The 25,339-nt window shown below is 58.7% G+C and carries 23 protein-coding genes; 16 read left to right on the top strand and 7 right to left on the bottom strand.

The window, feature by feature from the left end; all coding sequences use genetic code 11:
- The first annotated feature begins 19 nt into the window (after positions 1 to 19).
- From J4D97_RS12240 to J4D97_RS12230, 3 genes are all read left to right on the top strand, one after another.
- The gene (locus tag J4D97_RS12240) at positions 20 to 3,640 is read left to right on the top strand and encodes an ABC transporter permease/M1 family aminopeptidase (protein WP_208307818.1); all 3,621 of its coding nucleotides are present in this window, start codon (positions 20 to 22) and stop codon (positions 3,638 to 3,640) included.
- Positions 3,641 to 3,895: 255 nt separating this feature from the next.
- Entirely contained in the window at positions 3,896 to 4,354 is a 459-nt protein-coding gene (locus J4D97_RS12235; RefSeq protein WP_185282459.1) for a hypothetical protein, read from the top strand.
- A gap of 59 nt (positions 4,355 to 4,413) precedes the next feature.
- Positions 4,414 to 4,983 (top strand): hypothetical protein, encoded by a 570-nt coding sequence (locus tag J4D97_RS12230; protein WP_208307817.1) that lies wholly within the window; start codon positions 4,414 to 4,416, stop codon positions 4,981 to 4,983.
- Positions 4,984 to 5,058: 75 nt separating this feature from the next.
- Here the strand turns inward: J4D97_RS12230 and J4D97_RS12225 are convergent, their stop codons facing one another.
- Positions 5,059 to 5,604 (bottom strand): YceI family protein, encoded by a 546-nt coding sequence (locus tag J4D97_RS12225; protein ID WP_185282457.1) that lies wholly within the window; start codon positions 5,602 to 5,604, stop codon positions 5,059 to 5,061.
- 128 nt (positions 5,605 to 5,732) lie between these two features.
- Between J4D97_RS12225 and J4D97_RS12220 the strand changes: the two genes are divergently transcribed.
- Both J4D97_RS12220 and J4D97_RS12215 read left to right on the top strand, forming a co-directional pair.
- A complete protein-coding gene (locus J4D97_RS12220) occupies positions 5,733 to 6,179 on the top strand; it encodes a nucleoside deaminase (protein ID WP_208307816.1) in 447 nt (148 codons plus the stop codon).
- A gap of 177 nt (positions 6,180 to 6,356) precedes the next feature.
- Entirely contained in the window at positions 6,357 to 6,965 is a 609-nt protein-coding gene (locus J4D97_RS12215; protein WP_185282455.1) for a superoxide dismutase, read from the top strand.
- A 241-nt stretch (positions 6,966 to 7,206) separates the two neighbouring features.
- Here J4D97_RS12215 and J4D97_RS12210 read toward each other — a convergent pair whose 3' ends face one another.
- Complete coding sequence (locus J4D97_RS12210) at positions 7,207 to 7,554, bottom strand: thioredoxin (RefSeq protein ID WP_208307815.1); 348 nt, start codon at positions 7,552 to 7,554, stop codon at positions 7,207 to 7,209.
- A 236-nt stretch (positions 7,555 to 7,790) separates the two neighbouring features.
- Between J4D97_RS12210 and J4D97_RS12205 the strand changes: the two genes are divergently transcribed.
- The gene (locus tag J4D97_RS12205) at positions 7,791 to 9,392 is read left to right on the top strand and encodes a sensor histidine kinase (RefSeq protein ID WP_208307814.1); all 1,602 of its coding nucleotides are present in this window, start codon (positions 7,791 to 7,793) and stop codon (positions 9,390 to 9,392) included.
- A complete protein-coding gene (locus J4D97_RS12200; protein WP_208307813.1) occupies positions 9,370 to 10,419 on the top strand; it encodes a response regulator in 1,050 nt (349 codons plus the stop codon). The genes J4D97_RS12205 and J4D97_RS12200 overlap by 23 nt, the downstream gene beginning before the upstream one ends.
- Before the next feature lie 176 nt (positions 10,420 to 10,595).
- Here J4D97_RS12200 and J4D97_RS12195 read toward each other — a convergent pair whose 3' ends face one another.
- The 4 genes from J4D97_RS12195 to J4D97_RS12180 all read right to left on the bottom strand — a co-directional run bounded on the left by J4D97_RS12195 (position 10,596) and on the right by J4D97_RS12180 (position 13,549).
- Entirely contained in the window at positions 10,596 to 11,348 is a 753-nt protein-coding gene (locus J4D97_RS12195; RefSeq protein ID WP_208307812.1) for an SDR family oxidoreductase, read from the bottom strand.
- A gap of 92 nt (positions 11,349 to 11,440) precedes the next feature.
- Positions 11,441 to 12,379 carry a helix-turn-helix domain-containing protein gene (locus J4D97_RS12190; protein WP_208307811.1) on the bottom strand — a complete coding sequence of 313 codons (939 nt, stop codon included), beginning with the start codon at positions 12,377 to 12,379 and terminating at the stop codon, positions 11,441 to 11,443.
- Positions 12,380 to 12,470: 91 nt separating this feature from the next.
- The gene (locus J4D97_RS12185; protein ID WP_208307810.1) at positions 12,471 to 12,857 is read right to left on the bottom strand and encodes a group III truncated hemoglobin; all 387 of its coding nucleotides are present in this window, start codon (positions 12,855 to 12,857) and stop codon (positions 12,471 to 12,473) included.
- A gap of 53 nt (positions 12,858 to 12,910) precedes the next feature.
- On the bottom strand, positions 12,911 to 13,549 hold the full coding sequence (locus tag J4D97_RS12180; RefSeq protein WP_208307809.1) for a group III truncated hemoglobin: 639 nt from the start codon (positions 13,547 to 13,549) through the stop codon (positions 12,911 to 12,913).
- Between the two features lie 80 nt (positions 13,550 to 13,629).
- Between J4D97_RS12180 and J4D97_RS12175 the strand changes: the two genes are divergently transcribed.
- The 8 genes from J4D97_RS12175 (at position 13,630) to J4D97_RS12140 (ending at position 23,176) form a co-directional block, all read left to right on the top strand.
- Positions 13,630 to 16,140 (top strand): heavy metal translocating P-type ATPase, encoded by a 2,511-nt coding sequence (locus J4D97_RS12175; protein WP_208307808.1) that lies wholly within the window; start codon positions 13,630 to 13,632, stop codon positions 16,138 to 16,140.
- A complete protein-coding gene (gene ccoS / locus J4D97_RS12170; RefSeq protein ID WP_185282446.1) occupies positions 16,137 to 16,298 on the top strand; it encodes a cbb3-type cytochrome oxidase assembly protein CcoS in 162 nt (53 codons plus the stop codon). Before J4D97_RS12175 ends, ccoS begins: the two co-directional genes overlap by 4 nt.
- Positions 16,299 to 17,288: 990 nt before the next feature.
- Complete coding sequence (ccoN, locus tag J4D97_RS12165) at positions 17,289 to 19,538, top strand: cytochrome-c oxidase, cbb3-type subunit I (protein ID WP_208307807.1); 2,250 nt, start codon at positions 17,289 to 17,291, stop codon at positions 19,536 to 19,538.
- A 78-nt stretch (positions 19,539 to 19,616) separates the two neighbouring features.
- The gene (locus J4D97_RS12160) at positions 19,617 to 19,823 is read left to right on the top strand and encodes a hypothetical protein (RefSeq protein ID WP_208307806.1); all 207 of its coding nucleotides are present in this window, start codon (positions 19,617 to 19,619) and stop codon (positions 19,821 to 19,823) included.
- Positions 19,817 to 20,143, top strand: coding sequence for a hypothetical protein (locus J4D97_RS12155; protein WP_208307805.1), 327 nt, complete (start codon positions 19,817 to 19,819; stop codon positions 20,141 to 20,143). The genes J4D97_RS12160 and J4D97_RS12155 overlap by 7 nt, the downstream gene beginning before the upstream one ends.
- Entirely contained in the window at positions 20,140 to 21,039 is a 900-nt protein-coding gene (locus J4D97_RS12150) for a cbb3-type cytochrome c oxidase N-terminal domain-containing protein (RefSeq protein ID WP_208307804.1), read from the top strand. The genes J4D97_RS12155 and J4D97_RS12150 overlap by 4 nt, the downstream gene beginning before the upstream one ends.
- Positions 21,040 to 21,216: 177 nt before the next feature.
- The gene (gene ccoG / locus J4D97_RS12145; RefSeq protein WP_208307803.1) at positions 21,217 to 22,620 is read left to right on the top strand and encodes a cytochrome c oxidase accessory protein CcoG; all 1,404 of its coding nucleotides are present in this window, start codon (positions 21,217 to 21,219) and stop codon (positions 22,618 to 22,620) included.
- 94 nt (positions 22,621 to 22,714) lie between these two features.
- The gene (locus J4D97_RS12140; RefSeq protein WP_208307802.1) at positions 22,715 to 23,176 is read left to right on the top strand and encodes a FixH family protein; all 462 of its coding nucleotides are present in this window, start codon (positions 22,715 to 22,717) and stop codon (positions 23,174 to 23,176) included.
- A gap of 190 nt (positions 23,177 to 23,366) precedes the next feature.
- On the opposite strand, the gene J4D97_RS12135 is transcribed toward J4D97_RS12140, so the two are convergent.
- A complete protein-coding gene (locus J4D97_RS12135) occupies positions 23,367 to 24,227 on the bottom strand; it encodes an NAD(P)-dependent oxidoreductase (RefSeq protein WP_208307801.1) in 861 nt (286 codons plus the stop codon).
- 324 nt (positions 24,228 to 24,551) lie between these two features.
- On the opposite strand from J4D97_RS12135, the gene J4D97_RS12130 reads away from it, so the two are divergent.
- Positions 24,552 to 25,283 (top strand): sulfite exporter TauE/SafE family protein, encoded by a 732-nt coding sequence (locus tag J4D97_RS12130; protein ID WP_208307800.1) that lies wholly within the window; start codon positions 24,552 to 24,554, stop codon positions 25,281 to 25,283.
- The last annotated feature ends 56 nt before the right edge of the window (positions 25,284 to 25,339 follow it).

Raw genomic sequence — 25,339 nt, 5'->3', positions numbered from 1 at the left:
CCTTCTTATTCTTCCTCGCATGCTTCTCGCTATTCTCAAGTTTGAACTTTGGTACCGGCTCCGACGGCCGGCTACGTATATCTATTTCTTTATCCTGCTGGGCATTGGCTTGCTGATGATGCTGATGACGGGCGGCTTCTTTGAAGGCGTCACGGCATCGGTGGGCAACAGCAAGGTGTACATCAACTCGCCGTTTGCGCTCAATGGGCTGATCAGCGTGCTCACCATTGTGCCGGGCGTGCTGATTATTTCGGCCATGTTCGGGCCGGCAGTGCTGCGCGATTTCGACAGCCGCATGCACCCGCTGTTATACACGGCGCCCATCAGCAAGGCCGGCTATTTGGGTGGGCGCTTTTTCGGCACCTTGCTCGTTACGCTGCTGGTCTTCAGCGGCATTGGGGTAGGGCTGTGGATTGGCACACTGTTTCCGGGCATTGCGGCTACCAAGCTGGGACCGTCGCAGGTAGGGGCCTACTTGATGCCCTACCTCACGTTTGTGTTGCCGAACGCGCTGTTTGCCGGGGCTATTTTCTTTGTGTTGGCTACCCTCACGCGGCAGGCGCTGAGCACCTATGTGGGCAGCATTATCTTTCTGGTGCTCTATTTCGTGGCCCAAAGTCAGCTTTCAGACCTCGACAACCAAACGCTGGCGTCTTTGCTCGACCCCATGGGTAACGGGGCGCTGTCTTTACTCACCAAATACTGGACACCCGCCGAGAAAAACACCCGCCTGATTACGCCCACCGGCCTGCTGGGCCTCAACCGCCTGCTGTGGCTGGGTGTGGGGCTGCTGCTGGTGACATTCTGCTACCTGCGGTTTCGGTTTGGGCAGACCGTGGACACCGTGCGCCTACGCCGTACGCGCCCCGAGGACGTGGGCAAGGCGGTGCAGCCGGTGGGTACACTGGTACTACCCCAGGTGCAGCAGGATTTCGGCGCCGGCCAGCACCTGCGGCAATGGGCCCGCCTGACGTGGCAGGAACTGCGCGACGTACTACGAAGCCCCTACTTCATTGCGATTGTAGTGGCCGGCTTGGCGTTCCTACTCGCTTCGGCCCTGCAAATCGGCAAGATTTACGACACGCAGACGTACCCCGTAACGGGGCAGGTAATTGAGATTTTGTCTAGTTCGTTTACGCTGTTTATGTTGGCCATTGTCACGTTTTACGCCGGCGAATTGGTATGGCGCGAGCGGGACGCCCACATGAACCAGCTCTACGATGCTCTACCCATCCCGAACTGGGTACCATTGGCTTCCAAGCTGGCAGCACTGCTGCTGGTACCAGTGGTATTGCTGGTGGTGGTACTGGTGTTTGGCCTGCTCACTCAGATTTCTTACGGCTACTACCACTTCGAAATTGGTCTATATCTGCGTTGGCTGTTTGGCCTGAAGCTGCTGGACTTCTGGTTGTTGGTAACGCTGGCGGTGGTGGTGCAGGTGGTAGTCAATAACAAGTACATGGGGCACTTGGTGATGGTTCTGTACTTCGTATTCGTGGTGTTTGTGGCTGGACAGGTAGGATTGGAACACAACCTGCTACTCTATGGCTCTGATCCTGGCATTCGCTACTCGGCGCTCAATGGCTTTGGGCATTTTATTGGGCCTTATTTCTGGTTTAAGAGCTACTGGGCGGCACTGGCCGTGGCCCTGGCGGTGGTAGCCAATCTGCTGTGGGTGCGCGGCACCGAAACCACCTGGGCTACCCGGCAGGAGCTGGCGCAACGGCGTTTCAGCACCCCGGCCAAAATCACGCTCGCGCTGGCGCTACTGGCATTTGTGGGACTGGGCGCATGGATTTTCTACAACACCAACGTTCTCAATAAATACCGCACCGGCAAGCAGGACGAGCTAGATCGAGTGGCCTACGAAAAACAGTACAAGCGCCTCCAACGCCTGCCCCAGCCGCGCATTGTGGCCGTAGATGTGCAAGTAGATCTGTTTCCCGGACGGCAGGAGGCACGGGCGCACGGGCAATACTGGGTGCTGAATAAAACTCAGCAGCCCATTGATTCGGTGGTGCTGGACGTGCTGAATACGGCCCGCATCCGGAAGCTGCAAGCTGGCCCCGGTGCCCGCAACGTACTGACCGACACTACCCAGGGTCTCTACGTGCAGCGCCTACCCAGCCCCTTAGCTCCCGGCGACTCTCTCCCCCTAGCCTTCGACCTCTACTACCCCGCGCCGGGTTTTGAGAACAGCACGCGCCGCACCAACATTGTAGAGAACGGCACCTTCATCAACAGCGCCATGATGCCCCACCTCGGATACAGCGAGGGTAGCGAGCTGAGCGAGGAAGGCGCCCGCAAAAAGTACGGTCTCAAGCCTAAGCCGCGCATGCGCCCGCTGGGCGACACAGCCGCCCGCCAAAACACCTACATCGCCCACGATGCCGACTGGGTACGCTTCACGGCCACCGTCAGCACCGTGCCCGACCAGATTGCGCTGGCCCCCGGCTACCTGCAAAAGGAATGGCAGGAAGGCGGGCGCCGCTATTTCCGCTACGCCATGGACGCGCCGATTCTGAACTTCTACTCGTTCCAGTCGGCGCGCTATGCGGTGCGCCGGGCCAAGTGGAACAACGTGGATATCAGCATCTACTACCAGCCGGGCCACGAGTACAACCTCAACCGGATGATTCGGGGCGTGAAAGATGGGCTGGCTTATTATTCCAAGAATTTCAGTCCTTACCAGCACCGGCAAGTGCGCATTGTAGAGTTTCCGGGGTATAGCAGCTTTGCGCAGTCGTTTCCTAATACCATTCCGTTTTCGGAGAGCATCGGCTTCATTGCCAAGGTGGATACCACTAACCCCGACGACGTGGACTACCCCTACTACGTGACGGCCCACGAGGTAGCGCATCAGTGGTGGGCGCACCAAGTAATCGGGGCCGATGCGCAGGGCTCGACGCTGATGGTGGAAACACTGGCGCAGTATTCGGCTCTGATGGTGATGAAGCAGAAATACGGCGAGGCCATGATGCGTAAGTTTCTGAAGTACGAAATGGACAGCTACCTAGGCGGCCGGGCCCAGGAGCGCATTGCCGAGCAGCCGCTGTATAAGGTAGAGAATCAGCAATATATCCACTACCGCAAAGGATCGGTGGTGATGTACGCCCTGGCCGATTACATCGGCGAGGATAAGGTAAACCAGGCGCTTTCCGACTACATCAAAGAGGTGCAGTACCAGGAGCCGCCCTACACGACCTCGCTGGATTTGGTGCGCCACCTGCGCCAGGTCACCCCCGATTCGTTGCAGTACCTTATCACGGATATGTTCGAGCGCATCACGCTGTATGAGAATAAGGTAGACTCCGTGACGGCCCACAAGCTGCCCAACGGTCAATACCGCGTAGACATGGTACTGAGCGCCAAGAAGGTGTACGCCGACAGCCTCGGCAACGAAACGCCCGCCAACAACATGAACGACCTGATTGATGTGGGCGTGCTAGCTCGCAAGAAAATCAGCGGCCAGTGGCAAGACGTGATCCTGTATCGTCAGAAGCGCCGCTTCCGCCCCGGCACTACCCGCCTCAGCGTAACCGTACCCGAGAAGCCCGCCAAAGCCGGCATCGACCCTTATAACCTATTGATTGACAGAACACCGAGCGATAATCTGAAAGACGTGACGGTTGAGAAGTAGAGATAGGGAAAGCCTTTCTTCTGTCATCCTGAGCGGAGCGAAGGACCTTCTCACGGCAGGACGATGCTCTTAACAATGACTCGTTCCTACCTGAGAAGGTCCTTCGCTCTGCTCAGGATGACAAACGAGGGGTGACAACTGAATGACAGCGAAGGCATCACAAATAATGCTTGGATAAACCACATTTGGCCCAACTTCTGCAAGTAGCCGGGAAACGACTTTGTTTTCCCGGCTACTTCTGTTTTTTTCCTACCCATGAAACGTTCCGCCCTTCTGTCTCTCGCTGTTGCCTTCCTTACTGTTTCGGCCGCCCAGGCCCAAACTCCCACCAAAGTCAAAACCAAGACGAAGGCCGAAAATGGCACCGTCGTGAAAGCTAAATCCGACGTGGAGCCCATCGTGCTCGACGGTCCTATTAAGCGCGTAGAAACCCTTTCGGGCATCGACGTATTCCCTACCTCCGATGGGCAGACGATTATGCTCAGCTTTACGCAGCAGTTCACCAAACCCGGCACACTGGTAATGACCAACTACCGGAATCAGCCTATTTACACCACGGCCCTCGATCCGCAAAGCAATACGGGGCAGCCCGTATCGCTGGGCCGCATTCCGGCGGGCACATACTTGGTAGAGGCCAAAACCGGCAACTACGTGTATTGGAAAAAAGTACGCATCAAGTACCCTACCTTGGCCTCTGCCAAAAAACGGCGCTAACGGAACGGCGCGGCACCAGTGCCGCGCCGTTGTTGTTCTTACCCTACTTTTGTTTTTATATGATGCAAGTAACTCGTTTTCTTAGCCGTCTGGCTCCCCTACTCTTTCTAATGGTGCTTACGGCTTTCGTGGCGCCGCCTAAGCTGCGCAAAACTACCATTGCCAAGAACCTGACCGTGGGCGTGCCTGACACGTTCGCACCCCTCCCCGACGACGGTATTGCGGCCAAGTTTCCGGCCCAGCGCCGCCCCTTGGGTGCGTTCAGCAACCCCAGCGGCCGCGTCGATTTCAGCGTGACGCAGAAGCCTACTTCCTTCAGCAACCGCGACTACGCCCTGCTGGTGAAGATTTATAAGGCCAGCATTCAGAATATGTACTCGAAGGTGCAGTTCCTGGCCGAGGACATTCGCACCATCAACAAGCGCGATTTCGTGGTGCTGGAGTTTGTCTCGACGGTGAACGACACGCGCCGGGGTAGCAATATGGCGCCCATTCGGCGCTACCAGTTGGTGCAATACGCCATCGAGGGCGACCAGCAGTACATCTTCACCTTCACCGCCCCCGCCGACGAGCAGGCTCAGTGGCAACCCACCGCCCAGGCCGTAATGGAAAGCGTAGTGTTGAAGTAGTGACCATCAACAGTGCATACAAAAAAGCCACTCCTGCACAGGAGTGGCTTTTTTGTATATATAATAACAAGGAGCTTACGCAGCAGCTTCTACTTGTTTGGCAAACTGTACGCTGATAACCAGCTTGATATCTTCGCCTACCACAATACTGCCGGCTTCGGTTACGCCGTCCCAAGTCAGGCCGAACTCTTTGCGGTTGATTTTGCCGGTTACATCAAAGCCGGCTTTCAGGTTGCCGTAGAAGTCGGTGGCGGTGCCGCCGTGCTCTACGTCCAGCGTTACGGGCTTGGTCACGTCTTTTACCGTGAGGTTGCCTTGCAGCTTATAGGTGTCGTCGCTGGCTTTTTTGAAGGAAGTCGATTCGAACTTGATGTTGGGATACTGCGCAGCGTTGAAGAAGTCCTCGGCCTTCAGGTGCTGGTCGCGGGCCTCCTGGTTGGTATCGATGCTGTTGACGTCGAGCGTGAAGTTGATTTGAGCATCCTCGAACGTGTCGCCTTCGGTTACTGCCGAACCTTCAAACTTTTTGAAGTTGCCGGTCACGGTAGAAATAACCAAGTGCTTCACTTTGAACTGCACTTCAGAGTGCATGGGGTCGAGGGTCCAGTTGGTGGTAGCCATAATAAAGAGAGATGAAAATGTGGAGTGCGATGTTGACGCAACAAATGTAGGTACATATTTCAACAAATCAATGTACCTACATATATTTTTTAATTTCTATTGTGTTCGGCGGTTTTACTTTTGATGCCATGACGCTCTCCCTACTCAACGACGACCACTACATGCGCGAGGCCCTCAAACAAGCCCGCTACGCGTTGGCCGAGGACGAAATTCCAATTGGGGCCGTGGTGGTGCTGGAGCGCCAGGTTATTGCCCGCGCCTACAACCAAACCGAGAAGCTGCGCGACGTGACGGCCCACGCCGAAATGCTGGCCCTCACGGCCGCCGCCAACCACGTAGGCAACAAATACCTAGCCGATTGCACGCTTTACGTGACCGTAGAGCCCTGCGTGATGTGCGCCGGCGCCACGGCTTGGGCACAGGTACGGCGCGTGGTGTATGGGGCCAACGAGCCTAAGGTAGGCTACCGCCGCCACGGCCACCTGCTACACCCGCGCGCCGAGGTGGTGAGCGGCGTATTAGCCGAGGAGAGCAGCCAGTTGATGCGCGAGTTTTTCGCGCGTAAGCGCAAATAGAGTAGAGTAGCACGCGTGCCCGGCGTGCCAAGCCAGGATTAAATTCTAATAACGCTATATTTGGACGTTGTGCCGGTGGCGTGGGTCTTTTTTTGTAACCCCCTCCCCCATCCGGCGGTTATGATAACGGGTAGTCACTCGGCTTCCCGTATTTTTTCACCTACAACCCCTACTCCTATGGCTTTTGAACTGCCCGCCCTTCCCTACGCTTACGACGCATTAGAACCCTCGTTTGACGCACAAACGATGGAAATTCACCATACCAAGCACCACCAGGCCTACGTAACCAACCTCAACAACGCCATTGCCGGCACCGAGCTGGAAGGCAAGTCGTTGGAAGACCTGATGCAGAGCATTGCCACGGCTCCCATTGCGGTGCGCAACAACGGTGGCGGCCACTGGAACCACTCGCTGTTCTGGACGATTCTGTCGCCCAACGGTGGCGGTGAGCCTACGGGCGCCGTGGCCGAGGCCATCAACAAGGCATTTGGTAGCTACGAGAAATTCAAGGAAGAATTCACCAAAGCCGCTACTACCCGCTTCGGCTCGGGCTGGGCGTGGTTGTGCAAGCAGCCCGATGGCTCGCTGCAAATCTGCTCTACCCCCAACCAGGATAACCCCCTGATGCCCGACACCGGCTGCAATGGCACCCCCATCCTGGGCCTCGACGTGTGGGAGCACTCCTACTACCTGAAGTACCAAAACAAACGCCCCGACTACATCGCGGCCTTCTTCAACCTCATCAACTGGGATGAAGTGAACAAGCGCTTCTCGGCTGCCAGCTAAGCAACCGCTCGGTGTAGAGACGCATACTTGCGTCTCGTCGTTGCTGATGCTGTTTAATAGAACGGTGCTAACGCGAGTTGTGCAACGACGAGACGCAAGTATGCGTCTCTAAACCGTTCCAACTACCCTGTTAACTAACTTAAGCAAACTCTAAGCAACTGCTTTGTTAACTAGCATATAAAAAGTCCTTCTGCACTGTGCAGAAGGACTTTTTCTTTTCATACCCACGTTATTACCACTGTTAGGGGACTTTGTAGGTAGGGTCATTGTGGGTTAGCTTTTCAAACAATAGGGCTACCTCGTTCTCGGCATCTGGTAGTCCTTGCTGCCGCCATAGCTCCACGCCTTGCCGCACCAGCACGCACGCGGGCAGCTGCTGGGCATGGAAGCTATGTACCACCGCCGGATGCGTGGCTTCGTCGATTTTGAGCACTCGAATAGCCGGGCTGAGCTGCTGTTGCAATTGCTCTAGCGCCACCCGAATTCGGTGCTGCTGCCGACTATCGGGGGTAGTGACTGGGATCAGCACCAGCAGCACGGCAGTGTCGGTGGTGTGTGGCGGCGGAGAGAGTTGGGAAACGGACGTCACGGCAGAGTGCTAGATACTGCCGTAAAATTGCGTCTCCCGCTTACCTTTTCTCCTGAGGGTGGTCAGCTGGCCATCTGACATTTGTCATGCAGCTTCCATCTGATTTATGCTGAACTTTGACCTACTGAATGTTGACCTGAATAGCCTATAACAAAACGTCATTTCGATCATGTTGCGCGTCAAGCGAGTAGGAGAAATGACCCATAGCCGCCTACCCTAGTCCGATTTCCTGCCCTATGCTACCACCTCCCACACCTACTTTGACGGATATTCTGTTCAACCAGACCAAGGAGTTTGTGGGGGTGTATGATGTGGCGCTCGGCTGGTTTGCGCAGGTTAATCCGGCGGGGGTACACCTGCTGGGCTACCCCTCGGAGCAGGCTCTGCTAGCTGCCTCAGACCATTCTCAGCCGCTGACTGCCGTAGATTGGCAGCACTTGCAGAAACTAGCGCAACAGCAGGGCCACCACGAAACAGAAGTAGAAATCAGCCGCTTGCAGGGCGCGCCGTTTTGGGCGCGTATCGAGCTGACCGCTTTCACCTCTGAGCAAAAGCCCTACCTGCTGGTGCGCCTCACCGAGCAAAGCCGCCTGCACCAGGCTGAACGCGAGCTGGCCCAGAGCGTGAGGCGCTTCGAAGCGGTGGTGGCCAATGCCACCATTGGCATTATCATGTGTAATCGGGCGGGCGAAATCGTGTCAGCCAACCGCACTTCGCATCAGTTGTTTGGCTACGCAGAAGATGCATTACTGGGCCAGCCGATTGAGGTGCTGGTGCCCCGCGCCGTGGGCCAACGCCACGAGCAGCTACGCCAGTCCTTCAACGCCCAGCCCTCGGTGCGAGCCATGGGCGCCCACCGTGGCGACTTGCTGGCCCGCCGCAAAGACGGCAGCGAGTTTCCAACCGAAATCAGCCTCAGCTATTTCTACCTCGATCAGGAGCTGTACGTGGTGTCCTACATCGTCGACATCACCTTCAAGAAAAACGCCGAGCGCGAGCTGATTGCCCAGCGCCAGTACGTGGAGCGCCTGAACGCCGAGCTGGAACAAAAAGTAGCCGACCGCACCCATGCCCTACTAAACACGCTGGAACAGCTGGAGCAGCGCACCGACGAGCTGACCCGCGCCCTGGCCGCAGAGCAGGAACTAGGCGAGCTAAAGTCGCGCTTCGTGAGTATGGCCTCGCACGAGTTTCGCACCCCGCTTACGGCCGTGCTCACCTCGGCCACCCTCATCGAAAAATACCCCCACACCGACCAGCAAGACAAGCGCCTAAAGCACTTGCAGCGCATTCGGGGTTCGGTGCGCCACCTCAACGACATTCTGGAAGAGTTTCTGTCGGTGGGGCGCATAGAGGAAGGTAAGATTGAGGCCAAGCCGGTGCGCCTGTTGCTCGACGCCCTCCTTACCGAAACCATCCAGGACGTGCAGGGGCTGCTGAAGGCCGGCCAAACGGTGCAAACGGAGCTGCACTGCGCCCAACCCATTTGGCTGGATACGTCGCTGCTGCGCAAGATCTTGGTCAATCTGCTGTCCAACGCCATCAAGTATTCGGGCGAAAACTCGGTGGTGACGGTGCGCGCCACCTGCGCCCGGGCCCTGCTCACGCTTACGGTGCAAGACCAGGGGGTAGGGATTTCGCAGGAAGACCAGGAGCACTTGTTCGAGCGATTTTTTCGCGCTCGCAACGTCACCAACCTACCCGGCACGGGCTTGGGGCTCTACATTGTAGCCAGCTACTTGCAGCTGCTGGGCGGCACCATTGCCCTGCACAGCGAGCTGCACGTGGGCACCACCGTTACGCTTACTATTCCCTATGAAGACCATTCTACTGATTGAGGACAATGAGGCGCTACGCGAAAACACCGCCGAGATTCTGGAGCTGGCAGGCTATGCCGTTGTCACGGCCGAGAACGGCAAGGTAGGCGTGGAGCAGGCCCTGGCGACCAAGCCCGATTTGGTGATTTGCGACATTATGATGCCCGTGCTGGATGGCTATGGGGTGCTGCACATTTTCAACCAGAACCCGCAGCTTTCGGGCGTGCCGTTCATCTTCCTGACCGCCAAAACCGAGCGCACCGACCTGCGCCGCGGCATGGAGCTGGGCGCCGACGACTACCTCACCAAGCCCTTCGACGAAACCGAGCTGCTGAGCGCCATCACGAGCCGCCTGAACCGCTTTCAACACCTCAAGGCCGAGTACAACCTGCAAGCCGAGGGCCTGACCGAGTTCCTGAACGATGCTCAGGCGGTAGGCAACCTGGAAAGCCTCTCGGCCGACCGCCGGGTGCACACCGTGCGCCGCAAGCAGGATATTTACGTGGAAGGCGACGAGCCCATTCGGCTGTATTTCCTGAAATCGGGCAGGGTGAAAACGGTGAAAACCACCAACGCGGGCAAGGAACTGATTACGGGCCTTTACAACCCCGGCGAGTTTTTCGGCTACCTCTCCCTCCTCACCCAAACGCCCTACGACGACTCTGCTGTGGCCCTCGACGATGCCGAGCTGGTGTATATCCCGAAGCACGACTTTCTGCAACTGCTCACCCGCAATGCCGAGGTAGGGCAGCAGTTTATTCGCCTGCTGGCTGGGCGCGTGAGCGAGCGGGAACAGCAGCTGCTGGACATGGCCTACAACTCCATCCGCCGCCGCGTGGCCGATACGCTGCTGCACCTGCACGCGCAAGCCACCGCCGACGCGCCCCTCATCCAACTCTCCCGCGACGACATGGCCGCCATGGTCGGCACCGCCACCGAGTCACTGATTCGGACCCTGAGCGAGTTCCGCCAATCCGGCTACGTGGACCTGACGCCGCAGGGCATCCGGGTAACCCAGCCCGATAAGCTGCGGGCCGCTAACTGGTAACCCGGTCCGACGCCGCAGGCGTCCGACCGGTATCGTTGCTGAGGTTGAACGAGTTGCGTGCTAACGGCTGCCACTACCTACCCTCACGCGGCGCGAGCATCAGCAACGATACCGGTCGGATGCCTGCGGCGTCGGACCGGCCGGCACCCAACAGTGTAGCCAATTTACGCTACTAGTTATAGGCTTACGCCGCCGGTCAGTTCGAGGCGCTGGCCGTTGAGCCACTTGGCGTCTTCGGTGCACAGGAAAGCCACTACCCCGCCTACGTCGTCGGGCAGGCCTACCCGGCCGAGGGCAGTCATTTGGGTCACGTAAGCCCGTATTTCTGGCGTATCGGTCATGGCCCCGCCCCCGAAGATGGCCCCCGGTGCTACCACGTTCACGGCAATGCCCCGTGCGCCTAGCTCTACGGCCAGATAGCGCGTGAGCACATCCACCGCGCCCTTCATAATAGCATACGCCGACGCGCCGGGGTAGGAAATACGCGTGGTGGCCGACGACATATTGATGATGCGTCCGCCATCCTGGAGCAGCGGCAACGCCTTCTGCGTGAGGAAGAACACGCCTTTGAGGTGGATATTCAGCATCTCATCAAACTGCGCCTCCGTGGTGTCGGCGAAGGGAGCTTGCATGCTGGTGCCGGCGTTGTTGATGAGAAAATCGAAGCACGTGGTGCCGAAAGCGGCCTGCAACGTTTCTGGCAGCTGCGCGAAGAACGTATCGAAGCTGCTGACGTCGGCGGTGTTGAGTTGTACGGCCACGGCCTTGCGGCCGAGCGCTTCAATTTCGGCTACCACGGCGGCCGCGTCGGCTTGCTGGCTATGGTAGGTGAGCAGTACATCAATGCCTTTTTGTGCCAGGCTCAGCGCAATGTTTTTGCCCAGGCCCCGGCTGCCGCCGGTTACCAGGGCTATTTTGGAAGTTGTCATCTGATAGAATTGACGTGTTTACTAGAACACGACAAAGGTCCGGCAGCTTCCCCTACCCCAACTTGCGCAAGGCAATCCGTTTTATGTAGAAATCAAACCACTTCGGTGCTCCGGAATGCGCCGGGCGCTACCAGCGTGTGGCGCTTGAAGAAATGGGAGAAGTGGGCCACGTCGGTAAAGCCCAGGCTATCGGCAATTTCCGCCATCGTCCAGTGCGTTTGCCGCAGCAGGGCTTGCGCCTCCTGCGCAATGCGCGTCCCAAGCAAGTCGGTGGTGGTGCGGCCAGTGGTTTCCTTCAGCACTTTGTTGAGGTGGTTGACGTGCACGGCCAGGTGGTCGGCGTAGTCTTTGGCCGTGCGCAGGCGTAATTGCTGTTGCGGCGTTTCGAGCGGAAACTGCCGTTCCAGCAGCTCCGCAAACAACGAGGTAAGGCGGGCCGCCGCACTATGTACGGGGTGCAGCGTGGTAGCCGGTTGCAGCTTCTGTCCCAGATGAATCAGCTCCAGCACATAGGTGCGTAGCAGGTCGTACTTGTAGGCATAATCAGAAGCCATTTCTTCCTGCATCCGTTGGAAAACTGACTGCACACGAGCCCCTACCTCATCGGACAACTGAAAAACGGGGTAGCCTTCCGCCTTGAAAAGCGGCAGCTCTTCGAGTACTACGCCGCTTTTGGCCGGCAGCAGAAACTCCGGCGTGAACACGCAGAAATACCCGCTTTGTTTTTCTTCTGGCAACCAATAGTGTGGCGTTTGGGGGGCAGAGAAAAACAAGGTAGACTGCTCCAGGTCGAAGCTTTTATCGGGGTAGTCTACGCGACTACGCCCGGTCAGCAGGCTGACCTTGTAAAAGGACCGGCAGGCATACGGCGCTGCGGGCATCTCACGCGCGGGCTGCCACAGCTCGTCCAGGTTGAACACGTTGAAGTGCCCTACCTCCTGCTGAATGCCGCTGGGTAGTAACGCGTTCAGGTCGGAGCCGGTGCAGGTGGTAAGTTCCTGGTAAAACTCGGTCAACAGAGGAGAATGCATAGCTGGTTGCCTTTGTATAAATCAAAGGTACTGCTATTTAGATGTGGCTACGCTACTCCTGTGCGACTCCTCATCCTGCCTCCGCGCTGCTCTACAGAATCGACAGCGAATTGTACTGCCGGATACGGTACTCAAAGACGGTGGCAATATTCAGCGCCCGTTGCTTGGCTTCGTCGGCCTTGGGGCCAGCAAAGTGCTCGTCTACTGTGGCACGGAACAGCGCGAGCCACCGCTGAAAATGCGTGGCATCGATGGGCAGCGGCAGGTGCTTGGGAAACGGCCGGCCGCGGTAGCGCCCGGTGCCCAGCAGCAGGCTGCTCCAGAAGTCGTACATGGTAGGCAGATGGGTGGCCCAGTTCACGTGCGACACGCCGTTGAAAATGGGCGCCAGCAGCTCATCCTGGTTTACTTTGTCGTAGAAGCTGTCGATGAGCAGCTTGATGTCGGCTTCGGTCTGAATATCGGCTAGAGCAGGCATGGCGCGAAAAAAACGAGTTGAGGCCAAGGGTAGGCGAACAACTCTCCTACCTTCTACAAAGTTCTTAAAAAGCTAAGCAGCGTGCGTGGCTGGCGCTTGTATTCAAACATCTGCGCAATTTCCTGCGCTTTGACCTTGGCGGCTTCGGCAATGGGGCCGGTGAAATTGTCTTCTACGGCGGCTAAAAACAGCTGCCGCCAGCGCTGGAAATACTCGCCGGTGTTGGGCAGCACTAGGCCGCCGGGGAAGGGCCAGCCATCGGCGCCGCCCGTGTTGAGTAGCACCCGCTTCCAGAAGGCCTGCATGGTGAAAAGCGGCTGCGGCCAGTGCACCTGTGCATCGGCCTGAAAGATGGGGCCGAGCAGCTCGTCGAGCCCTACCTTTTCGTAGAAGGTGGTGATGAGCGTGGTGATGTCGGCTTCGGTGCGGATGTCGGGGAGCGTTTGCATAGCCATGAGGGTAGGAAATAAGCTGAATCCGTTGTGGCCGCCGGCCGGTCCGACGCCGCAGGCGTCCGACCGGTATCGTTGCGGATGCCCGCGCCGCATGAGGCAGTAGAAGCAGGCATCCGCACGCAGCTCGTTCAACTTCAGCAACGATACCAGTCGGACGCCTGCGGCGTCGGACCGGCAGGCGTCAACCACAAACCAAAGGTCAGCTAGCAAGTCAATTGCTACCATGACCTTACTCATCTCCTACCCTGACGTTTGTCATCTGCAAAGCACAGCCGAAGCAGGACCTTTGGTTTTCTTCTGCCTGACTCGCTTTGCGCATGAACGCTGCTGCCCCCGAAGTCCCTACCCACGTTGCCTGCACCCACTGTGGCGACGAATGCCCCGACGAGCCTATCCTACTTGATAAGCAGCCATTTTGCTGTGCCGGCTGCAAAGCCGTGTACGAGCTGCTGCAAACCAACAACCTCTGCGCCTACTATGCCTTCGATGAGCGGCCCGGCCAGAAAGTAAAAACGCTGGAGTTGCCCGGCCGTTTCGACTACCTCGATTCGGGAGCCGTGCAGGCGCAGCTCCTCACGTTTCGGTCGGATACGCTGGCCCGGCTCACGCTCACGGTTCCGCAGATGCACTGTGCCTCGTGTATCTGGCTGCTGGAGAAGCTGTACCAGCTGAACCCGGGTATCTTGGAGTCGCGGGTGAATTTTCTGCGCAAGGAAATCAGTATCAGTTATCAACCTGAAAGAACTTCGCTGAAAGAGGTAGTGAAGCTGCTGACGGCCGTGGGCTACGAGCCGCAGATTACGCTGGCCGAGTTGGGCGCCCAGCCCCACCACCACAACCGGCGGCTGTACTACCAACTCGGCTTGGCGGGCTTTTGCTTCGGCAACGTGATGCTGCTGGCTTTTCCCGACTACCTCAGCTTCACGGAGCAATTGCAGGGCGAGTTTGGGCGGTTTTTTGGCTATATCAGCTTGCTGCTGAGCTTGCCGGTATTGCTGTATAGTGCGCGGGGGTTCTTTCAGTCGGCGTGGCAGGGTGTGCGGCAGCGCTACATCAACCTCGATTTCCCGATTAGCCTGGGCCTGAGCGCCTTGGTCCTAACCAGCGTATTCGATATTCTAACGCAGCGCGGCCCTGGCTACCTCGATTCGTTTACGGGGCTGGTGTTCTTTATGCTGATTGGCAAATGGGTGCAGCAACGCACCTACGATGCTCTGCGCTTCGACCGGGACTTCACTTCCTACTTCCCCGTGGCCGTCACGCTACTAACTCCTACCGGCGAGCAATCGGTATCGGTGAAGGAACTGAAGGTAGGGCAGCGCATCCTGGTGCGCCACCAGGAAGTAATTCCCGCCGATGCCATGCTGATGCGCGGCACTGGGCAGATTGACTACTCCTTTGTATCGGGCGAGAGCGTGCCGGTGGCGAAGGTGGCGGGCGAGGTGGTGTATGCCGGCGGCCGCCAAACCGGCGAGGCCGTGGAGTTGGAGGTAGTGCGCGAGGTGTCGCAGGGCTACCTCACGCAGCTTTGGAACAACCCTGCCTTTCAGAAAATAGAGAAGCAAACGCTGGAAACCTACGCCAACACCGTAGGTCGCTACTTTGTGGCCGCGACGCTGTTGCTGGCCGCCGGCGCCGTGGCCTACTGGTACCCCCGCGACCCGCAAATGGCGCTGCGGGCCTTTACTTCGGTGCTGGTCATTGCCTGTCCCTGCGCCCTGTCGTTGGCTACGCCGTTTGCCCTGGGCGCGGCGCTGCGCACGTTTGGGCGGCTGAAGTTTTACCTGAAAAACGCTGGGGTAGTCGAAACACTAGGCCGCGTCGATACCATCGTGTTTGACAAAACCGGCACCCTCACCGAAGTGAAACGCTCGACGGTAGAGTACCTTGGCCGGCCGCTAACCACGGCCGAAACAGAGCTGGTAGCGGCCGTAGTGCGCCAGTCAACGCACCCGCTAAGTCAGCGCTTGGCGCGGGAGTTGGACCCCACCCCCAGCCCCTCCCCTCCGGGAGAGGGGTACCAGGCGACTAATCTGTCAGAACGCACCTCTCTCCCGGAGGGGAGGGGACGGGGGTGGGGTCACGCCGTTCACAACTTCACCGAAGTCCCCGGCCAGGGGGTGAGCGGGGTAGTAGACGGCGTACGGGTGAGGGTAGGCTCGGCGGCTTTCGCCGGCGACCAACGCCGTGCACCGGAAGCCGCCGAAGAAGCTGATCAGCTTCAATCCCACGTGTACGTGGCCCTAAACGGGAAACCGCTGGGCTGCTACGTGTTCCGCAACGTGTACCGCGATGACCTCCAACCCATCCTCGCCGACCTCGGCCAGCGCTACCACTTGGCGGTGCTATCCGGCGACAACAGCACCGAGCGCGACCGGCTGCGCGAGATGTTCGGGCCGAAGGCGGAGCTACGCTTCCACCAGTCGCCCCAAGACAAGCTCGACTACGTGGCCGCCCTGCGCCAGCAAGGTAGGCGCGTGCTCATGGTAGGCGACGGATTGAACGACACCGGCGCCCTGCAACAAGCCGACGCTGGCATTGCCCTCACCGACACGCTCACCAATTTCTCCCCCGCCTGCGACGCCATCCTGGACGCTAGCAGCTTCGGCCGTTTCGCCACGTTTCTGCGCTTCTCGCAAGACTGCTTGCAGATCGTGCTGGCCACGTTCGTGCTGTCGTTTTGCTACAACGGCATTGGGCTGGGGCTGGCGGTGCAGGGCAAGTTTACGCCTATCGTCTCGGCCATTCTGATGCCCATCAGCTCCTTGAGCGTGATGATTTTTTCGACGCTGCTAGTACGCTATGCAGCCTACAAACGCACGCTATGAACATCATTTTCATCTTAATAGGAATCAGCCTCACGGTGGCCCTCACGTTCCTGGGTGCCTTCCTGTGGGCCGTGCGCTCGGGCCAGTACGACGACGACTACACGCCCTCGGTACGGGTGCTGTTTGAGGATGAATCGCCTACCGGTCCGACGCCATAGGCGTCCGACCGGTATCGTTGCTGATGCCCGCGCCGCGTAGGGGTAGCACGCAGCTCGTTCAACCTCAGCAACGATACCGGTTGGACGCCTATGGCGTCCAACCGGGGTGGCTACAGCCATCCGGCTACTCGATCCGGATCAATCATTTGCTCTGCTTCACGGCGGAAAACATCGTACTCGATGGGTATATCCAGCAGCTCACGAGCCACTTGCTGGTTACACATGGACCCATTCCGCAATCCGGCATACTCCGGATAATGAAGAGTAAACCCAACCCTCCAGGCGCTGTGCCAAGCCAGCGCGTACCGGATTTTGATGAATGTAGTGGAAGCAGGTGCGGGGATACTGTTCGTATAGATCGAGCAGCCGCCGAGCTTTGGTTTTCGGTTGAAACAGAGCACCAGTGCGGCCCGTTTCTTTGTTGAATCCCTGTGTGTAGGTACTCAACGCTAAGGCTAAGCCTTGTACAATTGGCTGCTTGGCACTGCTGCTAGTATCCTGGTCCCGACAACCCGCCGCAGTGGTATAAATCAGCAAGTGAAAGTGGTTGGGCATCAAGCAATAGCATAGTATCTCGCAGTGAGGCCGCACGTACTGCCTTATTTTTCTGAGAAAGTACACATAGTGGCCGGGCGTGAAGAAGATCTGTTGCTGATTATTACCTCGATTATACACGTGGTAAAGTTGTTCGGCCTCGTAACGCATGCGGTCAAAATAGCTTTTCTCAACAAAATAACTACCACCCGGTCCGACGCCGCAGGCGTCCGACCGATATCGTTGCGGATGCCCGCGCCGCGTGGGAGTAGGTAGGTAGTAAACGTCCGCACGCAGCTCGTTCAACCTCAGCAACGATACCGGTCGGACGCCTGCGGCGTCGGACCGGCAGGTGGCCTACCTAACATCAATCACCCCCGCACCTGACATTCGTCATCCCTTCCAGGTCAGCCAAGCAGGACCTTTGGAGTAGTAAATCACTCACTACTCCACGTTATGGAAGTCGAACAAAAACCGCTTACGCCGGCCCCGGCCGCGCCGCCCCAGGTGGTGCCGGGCTTCGTGAAGACGGTCGACACGTTTTTTTACGACAACCGGATTGTCCGGGATTTTGGCCTGGCCACTGTGTTTTGGGGCGTGGCCGGCATGCTGATTGGGGTGATTATCGCCTTTCAATTGGCCCGGCCTGAGGTGAACATGGGCACGCCCTACACCACCTTCGGGCGGGTGCGGCCGCTGCACACCAACGCCGTGATTTTCGCCTTCGTCGGCAACGGCATTTTCATGGGCGTGTACTATTCCTTGCAGCGCCTTTGCAAAACCCGAATGTACTCCGATGTTCTAAGTAAAGTACATTTCTGGGGCTGGCAGCTCGTGATTCTGTCGGCCCTCGTTTCCCTACCCCTGGGCTTCACCACCAGCAAGGAATACGCCGAGCTGGAGTGGCCCATCGACATCCTGATTACGGTGATATGGGTGGTGTTTGGCTGGAACATGTTCGGCACCATTGCCAAGCGTCGCGAGCGGCACCTGTACGTGGCCATCTGGTTCTACATTGCCACGCTGCTCACGGTAGCGGTGCTGCACATCGTCAACTCGATGGAGGTGCCGGTGAGCTTCATGAAAAGCTACTCGGCCTACGCCGGGGTGCAGGATGCGCTGGTGCAGTGGTGGTACGGCCACAACGCGGTGGCCTTCTTCCTGACCACGCCCTACCTGGGCCTGATGTACTACTTCCTACCCAAGGCGGCCAACCGGCCGGTGTATAGCTACCGCCTGAGTATCATCCACTTCTGGTCGTTGATCTTCATCTACATCTGGGCCGGACCGCACCACTTGCTCTACACCGCCCTACCCGACTGGGCACAGTCGCTGGGCGTGGTCTTCAGCATCATGCTGATTGCCCCGAGTTGGGGCGGCATGATCAACGGCCTGCTGACGTTGCGCGGCGCCTGGGATAAGGTGCGCGAGGAGCCGGTGCTGAAGTTCATGGTGGTAGCCATCACGGCCTACGGCATGGCCACGTTTGAAGGGCCGATGCTGTCGCTGAAAAACGTGAATGCCATTGCCCACTTCACCGACTGGATTGTGGCGCACGTGCACGTAGGCGCCCTCGGCTGGAACGGCTTCCTGACCTTCGCGGTGCTCTACTGGCTGTGGCCGCGCCTCTACAAAACCGAGTTGTATTCCAAGAAATTCGCCAACACGCACTTCTGGCTGGGCACGCTGGGCATCCTATTCTACGCCCTACCCATGTATTGGGCCGGCTTCACGCAGGGGCTGATGTGGAAGCAATTCAACAACGAAGGACTGCTGCAATACCCCAACTTCCTGGAAACGGTGCTGCAAATCGTGCCGATGTACTACCTGCGCGGCATCGGCGGGGTGCTTTACCTCAGCGGCGCATTGGTGATGGTGTTCAACTTGGTGAAAACCGCCCAATCGGGCCAGCTGCTGCCCAACGAGAAAGCCCAGGCCGCGCCCCTCACCCCGCTCTACCTCACCAACAACGCCGCCGACCAACACACCGACGGCTACTGGCACCGCTGGATTGAGCGCCGGCCCGCCCAAATGGCCATCTGGGCCACGGTGGCCATTGCCATCGGCGGTGCGATTGAGATGATTCCGACGTTCCTGGTGAAGTCGAACGTGCCGACCATTGCTTCAGTGAAGCCTTACACGGCGCTCGAACTCGAAGGCCGCGACATCTACATCCGTGAAGGCTGCTCCAACTGTCACACACAGATGGTGAGGCCCTTCCGCTCCGAAACCGAGCGCTACGGCGAGTACAGCAAAGCCGGCGAATTTGTGTACGACCGCCCCTTCCTGTGGGGCAGCAAGCGCACCGGCCCCGACCTGCACCGCGTGGGGCAGAAGTACCCGCACTCCTGGCACTACAACCACATGATGGACCCCACCAGCATGTCGCCCGGCTCGATTATGCCGCCCTACCCCTGGCTGCTCGAAGATGACATCGACTACTCGCACACGGCCGATAAAATCCGGGTATTGCGCAAGTTCGATACGCCCTACCCTGCGGGCTTCGAGGATGTGGCCGTGGCCAATGCCCGCAAGCAAGCCGATGGCATTGCCCGCGAGCTGAAGAAGGAGGAAATCGAGGTGAAGTCGGACAAGGAAATCGTGGCCCTGATTTCCTACCTCCAGCGCCTGGGCACCGACATCAAGGTGAACCCGCAGCAAGCCGCCGCTTCGGTGCAGTCGAACGCAGCTGAGATACCGCACTAAGCACATCGTTCTGGCGGTGCGCCTCACCAACTGAACAATACGCTTGCTTATGCATACCCGCACTAACTGCTAAACCTCATGGATAAGAATGTCTTACGCGCCATTGCCGGCGTGGAAATCTACCCGATTATCTCCTTCGTCATCTTCTTTCTCTTCTTTCTGGGGCTGCTGGCCTATGTGTTCGTCGTGAACCGCCAGCACGTGCATTCGATGAAAAACCTGCCGCTGTTTGGCGGCGAGGATGAAACTTCTCCAACCACTTTTACTCCCAACCTGCCATGTTAACGAAGCGCACTCTCCTCCTGACCTTGACGGGCTTACTCACTGGCTACGCCGCCACTGCCCAATCTGCTACGCCTACTACGGCCGGCCCCCAACCCACCGACGTCCTGAGCTGGCTGGCCTGGGGCCTGGCAGCCGTGGTGCTTCTTTTCGGAATGATGACTGCTAGCTCTCTGGCTTCGGCTGTTGCATACTCGGTGCAGGAGCAGGAAGGCCCGAACGAAGCCGCCCCGGCAGTTTCTGATGCTGCTCCGGCTGCTGCTCCCACAGTGTCGGTAGCGTCTATTCCCGCCGTTCCCGTTGAGCAGAAAGTTGCCGCATGAGCCTACCGCGAAGAACTCTGTACGGCGCCAGCGCTGGGGTGCTAGCCCTGTTGGGCAACCACCCAGTGCTGGCCCAAACGGCGGAGGCGCCGGCTACGGCAGCCGCTACCGGCGTTTCGGATAGCAAAATGCTGCTGTTCTGGTTTCTGGTGAGCACCTTGGCACTGGTCGTGCTGCTAGGCTTGCTGCTAGTCACGGCCTTGGTCGTGAAGCTGCGGCCCCAACTGCGCCGGGTATACGACATGCCTACCGTGCGCCACAGCTGGAGCGGCAAGGTACTGGGCCTGCTGGTGGGCGACCCAGTGCTGGTGACCGGCACCGTGCGCGACGAGGTGATTGCCAACCACGACTACGACGGCATCCACGAGTTCGACAACGACCTGCCGCCGTGGTGGAAGTATGGCTTCATCCTTAGCATCATCTTCGCCGGGGCCTACTTCACCTATTTCCACGTAGCCAAAGCGGGCCAGCTCAGCCACGCCGAGTACGAAACGGAGATGCAGCAGGCCGCCCTGTTGGTGGCCGCTGGCTCCGACGACCCCAACCAGCTCACGACCTACCAAGCCCTACTGGCCCCCGCCGACCTGGGCGAGGGGAAGACCATCTTCACCCAAAACTGCGCCGCCTGCCACGGGGCCAGCGGCGAGGGAAAGGTAGGCCCCAACCTGACGGATGATTACTGGCTGCACGGCGGCGAAATCAACCACGTGTACCGCACCATCAAGTTTGGGGTGCAGGGCAAGGGCATGATAGCCTGGAAAGGCAAGCTCTCGGCCAAGCAGTTGCTGCAAGTGTCGTCCTATGTGGTGTCGCTGCAAGGCACCAACCCACCCAACGCCAAAGAGCCACAGGGTGAAATCGACCCCACGGCGAAGAAGCTGGCCCCCAATAGGTAGCGGGCGGCGGACCTCACCCCCCGGCCCCCTCTCCTCGGGGAGAGGGGGAGCCAGACGACAATGTGCCGTGAGCCATCTTATTCACTCATTATTGCTCCCCAAGTGGTGCTCTCGGCTCCCCCTCTCCCCGAGGAGAGGGGGCCGGGGGGTGAGGTGCACGTCTGCAACCTGAATCCCATGAAAACTCCTACCTCAACCGAAAGCTTCCGCGACTCCATCGCCACGGTGGATGCTGAGGGCAAGCGCGTCTGGCTCTACCCCAAGCAGCCGAAGGGCGCCCTCTACCGCGCCCGCACCTGGATCAGCTACGGGCTGCTGGCGCTACTCTTTGCCGGGCCGTGGCTGCGCATCAACGGGTTGCCGGTACTCATGCTGAACCTGCCGGCGCGGAAATTTATCATCTTCGGGCAGATCTTCTGGCCGCAGGATTTCTTTATCCTGCTGCTGGCGATGATGACATTCGTCGTGTTCGTGATTCTGTTCACGGTGGTGTATGGGCGGGTGTTTTGCGGCTGGGTGTGCCCACAGACCATTTTCATGGAGATGGTGTTCCGGCGCATCGAGTACTTCTTCGAGGGCGACGCGCCCCAGCAAAAGGCGCTCGACAAAGCTGACTGGGACTGGAACAAAACGTGGCGTAAAACCGGCAAGCACGCAGTTTTCCTTCTGCTTTCCTTTCTGATTGCCAACACGTTTCTGGCCTACATCATTGGCTCTGATGAGTTGGTAAAGATCATCACCGATCCACCTGCTGAGCACCTGGGTGGTCTTACCTCCATGGTACTGTTTACGGGGGTGTTCTACGCGGTATTTGCCCGGTTTCGGGAGCAGGTGTGCACCATTGCCTGCCCCTACGGCCGCTTGCAGGGCGTAATGCTGGACAAAGACAGCCTGGTGGTTGCCTACGACTACCAGCGTGGAGAGCCCCGCGAGAAGATGCGCAAAAACAACGTGCGCACTGCCGGCGACTGCATCGACTGCCACCAGTGCGTGCAGGTGTGCCCCACGGGCATCGACATCCGCAACGGTGCCCAGCAGCTCGAATGCACCAACTGCACGGCCTGCATCGACGCCTGCAACAACATCATGGCAATGGTGAACCTGCCGCCGAATCTGATTCGACACGCTTCGGAAGACAACATCGCCACCGGCACTAAATTCAGGGTCACGGGCCGCATCAAAGCATTATCGGCGGTGCTCACGGTGCTGCTGGTGGTGATGACGGGCCTACTGGTGTCGCGGGCCAATGTGGCAGCCACGGTGCTGCGCACGCCGGGCCATCTGTTCCAGAAAACTGACCGCGGCACCATCACCAACCTCTACAACATCTCAGTCATCAACAAAACCAACCAGCCCTACCCCATCGAGCTACGGATTCTGGAGCCGGCCCACGGCACTATCTCGCTTGTGGGCACCGATGATCTGAAGCTGCCGGCCCAAGGTATTGCGGAGGGTGTCTTTTTTGCCGAGCTACCCGCCAGCGAGTTGCACACCACCAGTTCCAAGATTCGCATTGGGGTGTTCAGCGGCGGCAAGCTGATTACGGAAGAGAACACCAAATTCCTGGCCCCGCCTCGGTAGCTTATTATTTAGCTGTTAGCCTTTAGCTGTTGGCTATTAGCTCTTATTCAACGAAAAGCTAACAGCTATCGGCCAACAGCTAAAAGCTAATTATATGACCACCACTCCCACCCGCACCCTCTGGCCCTACGCCATCATCACGGCTTTTCTGCTGTTCGGCAGCTACATCGGCTACATGGTGAGCCAGACGATGCGCACCACCGTGGACTTGGTGAGCCCCAACTACTACCAGCAGGAGCTGGTCTACCAGAAACGCATGGAATCGGTGGCCCACGTAGCGGCACTGCCCGTGGCCGTTACCGTAACACACGAAGCGGCGGTTTCACAGCTCCAGTTGCAGCTGCCGCCCTCGTTTGCCGGCAAGCGCCTCGAAGGGCAACTCCACTTTTTCCGCCCTTCTGATCTGCAACTGGATTTCACCCTGCCACTGCAACCCGACTCGGACCTGGCCCAACGCATCAGCACCCAGAAAATGGTCAGCGGTTTCTGGCGCGTCCGCGTAGATTTCACGGCGGATGGGCAGGCGTATTTTGTGGAGAAGGATTTGACGATTTAGAGCTTAATACAGTTGTTAATACTACCACCCCGCTGGGGCCTTCTGGTTCGGAAGGCTCCGGCAGGGCGGTTCTTTGTATTCGCTTGCTACACGTTGCGGTAGTTTCTGCTGGCTGGACTACGCATCTCGGCCGTTTCTTATGGCGCAGAGTACTCAGTCCTACCCAGCCGCGCCGCTACCCTGAGCTTCTCTAGTCGCGTTGCAGGTGCTTCATGATGGCAATTACGTCTTCTTCGCCCAGGGTAGGCTCGGCTTGCTGGAAGGTATCGTGGACTACCTCGCCCAGGGGCGTATTCAGGCCTTCGGCTTTCGCTAGGCGCAGGTCTTTGGCCAGGTGCTTTAGGGCAAAGGCAGCTTGGTAGTTTTCGGCCATAATCGCTTCGCCTTTGATCTTAGAGAAAACGTTGCCCATGGCGCCGTTGGCAATAATCGTCTGCATATCCTCGAGTTTCAGACCATGCTGCTGGGCGAAGAGGAAGGTTTCGGCTAGGCCCTGCGTGTAGAAGCCCAACAGCGTATTGATAGCAAGCTTGGCGCGGTTGCCGCTGCCGGTAGGACCGAGGTGAAGCGCCAGCTTGCCCAGGTGCTCAAACAGCGGCTGCGCCTGTTGGAACGCCGGCTCTTCGCCGCCTACCATAATCACCAGCTGGCCAGTTTCCGCCTGCTTCACACTGCCGGAAACCGGCGCATCAAGGTAGGTGTGGCCTTTTTGTTGGCTGAGGTTGGCCATTTCTTCGCTGATGCCGGGCGACACCGTGCTCATGTTGATGAGTAGCTTACCGCTCGCTTGGGCCTGTAGCAGACCGTCGGGGCCGGTGAACAGGTCGCGCACAGCCTGGTCGTCCGACACCATCAGGAACACTACGTCGGCCTGCTGCACCAAGGCAGCCGGCGAATCGGCGGTGGTGGCTCCGGCGGTGCGCAGGGCTTTTTCTTTGTCTTTGCTACGGTTATACACGGCCACTGGGTAGCCGGCTTCCAGAAGTCGGCCCGACATGGGGTTGCCCATATTGCCGAGGCCAATCCAGCCGAGTTGAGGTTGTGCGTTCATAGGTAGTGGTTGAGTGATGTAGGGTATACCATAAGAAGTGGAATTGGTTTGTTCTGCCGTGGAGACCCCATCCCCCAGCCCCCTCCCCTCCGGGAGAGGGGGAGCCAGACGGTTTGGCTGATAGTTCCTGTCAATGAAAAGCTAACAGCTAAAAGCCATCAGCTAATGGCTCCGGAAAAGGCTCCCCCTCTCCCGGAGGGGAGGGGGCTGGGGGGTGGGGTCCCCCGGCAGAACAAACATCAACTCACCACCTGATTTTTGTCATGCCGACGGCGGCGGTTTATCGCATACTTGCTTCCCAATTCGAACACGCGCTTTCCGCCGATGCTCTGGGCAGGTTTCATCTTTGGTCTTCTGGGTAGCTTCCACTGCGTGGGTATGTGCGGCGCTATTGCGCTAGCGCTGCCGGGCAAGTCGGATGCGGCCGATACCCGCTGGCGCTACGTGCGCGGGCGGCTACTCTACAACCTTGGCCGGATTACCACCTACACGCTGTTGGGCGGGGCGGTGGGCGCAGTGGGGCAGTCGTTGCGGCTGGCGGGGTGGCAGCAGGACCTTTCCATTGCATCGGGCCTGCTGATTCTGCTGCTGGTGGCGGTGCCTGAGCGCCACACCGGCCGCCTCACTGCCGCCCTCTACCTCGACCGGCCCCTGGCTTGGCTGAAGCAGACGGTGGCGCACTTTTTCCATCGGAAAGAGCTATCGGCGCTGTACGTCACCGGTATGCTCAATGGCTTGCTTCCCTGCGGCCTGGTGTATCTGGCGCTGGCTGGCACTCTGAGCGCGCCAGGGGTAGGCGGCGCGGCCACTTACATGCTGCTATTTGGGTTGGGCACACTGCCTCTGATGCTGGGCCTGTCGCTCACGGGGCGACTGGTGTCGCTGAGGTGGCGCACCCGCATGCGGCAGGCCGTGCCCTACGTGGCCACGGTGCTGGCCGTGCTGTTCATCCTGCGCGGGCTGGGGCTGGGGGTCCCCTACCTCAGTCCGCAGTTGGTGCACGCTGCTCCTGCCGCGCATGCTGCTCAGCCTAGCACCATCCATTACTGTCATTGATTAAATGTAGCTGTGAGCTATTGGCTGTTGGCTGATGGCTTTTCAGTCGCCCGACT

It is taken from the genome of Hymenobacter defluvii (assembly GCF_017589435.1).
Taxonomy (GTDB): domain Bacteria; phylum Bacteroidota; class Bacteroidia; order Cytophagales; family Hymenobacteraceae; genus Hymenobacter; species Hymenobacter profundi.
The sequence above is the reverse complement of the archived record's forward strand: the minus strand, read 5'-3'. Positions and strand labels throughout refer to the sequence as shown.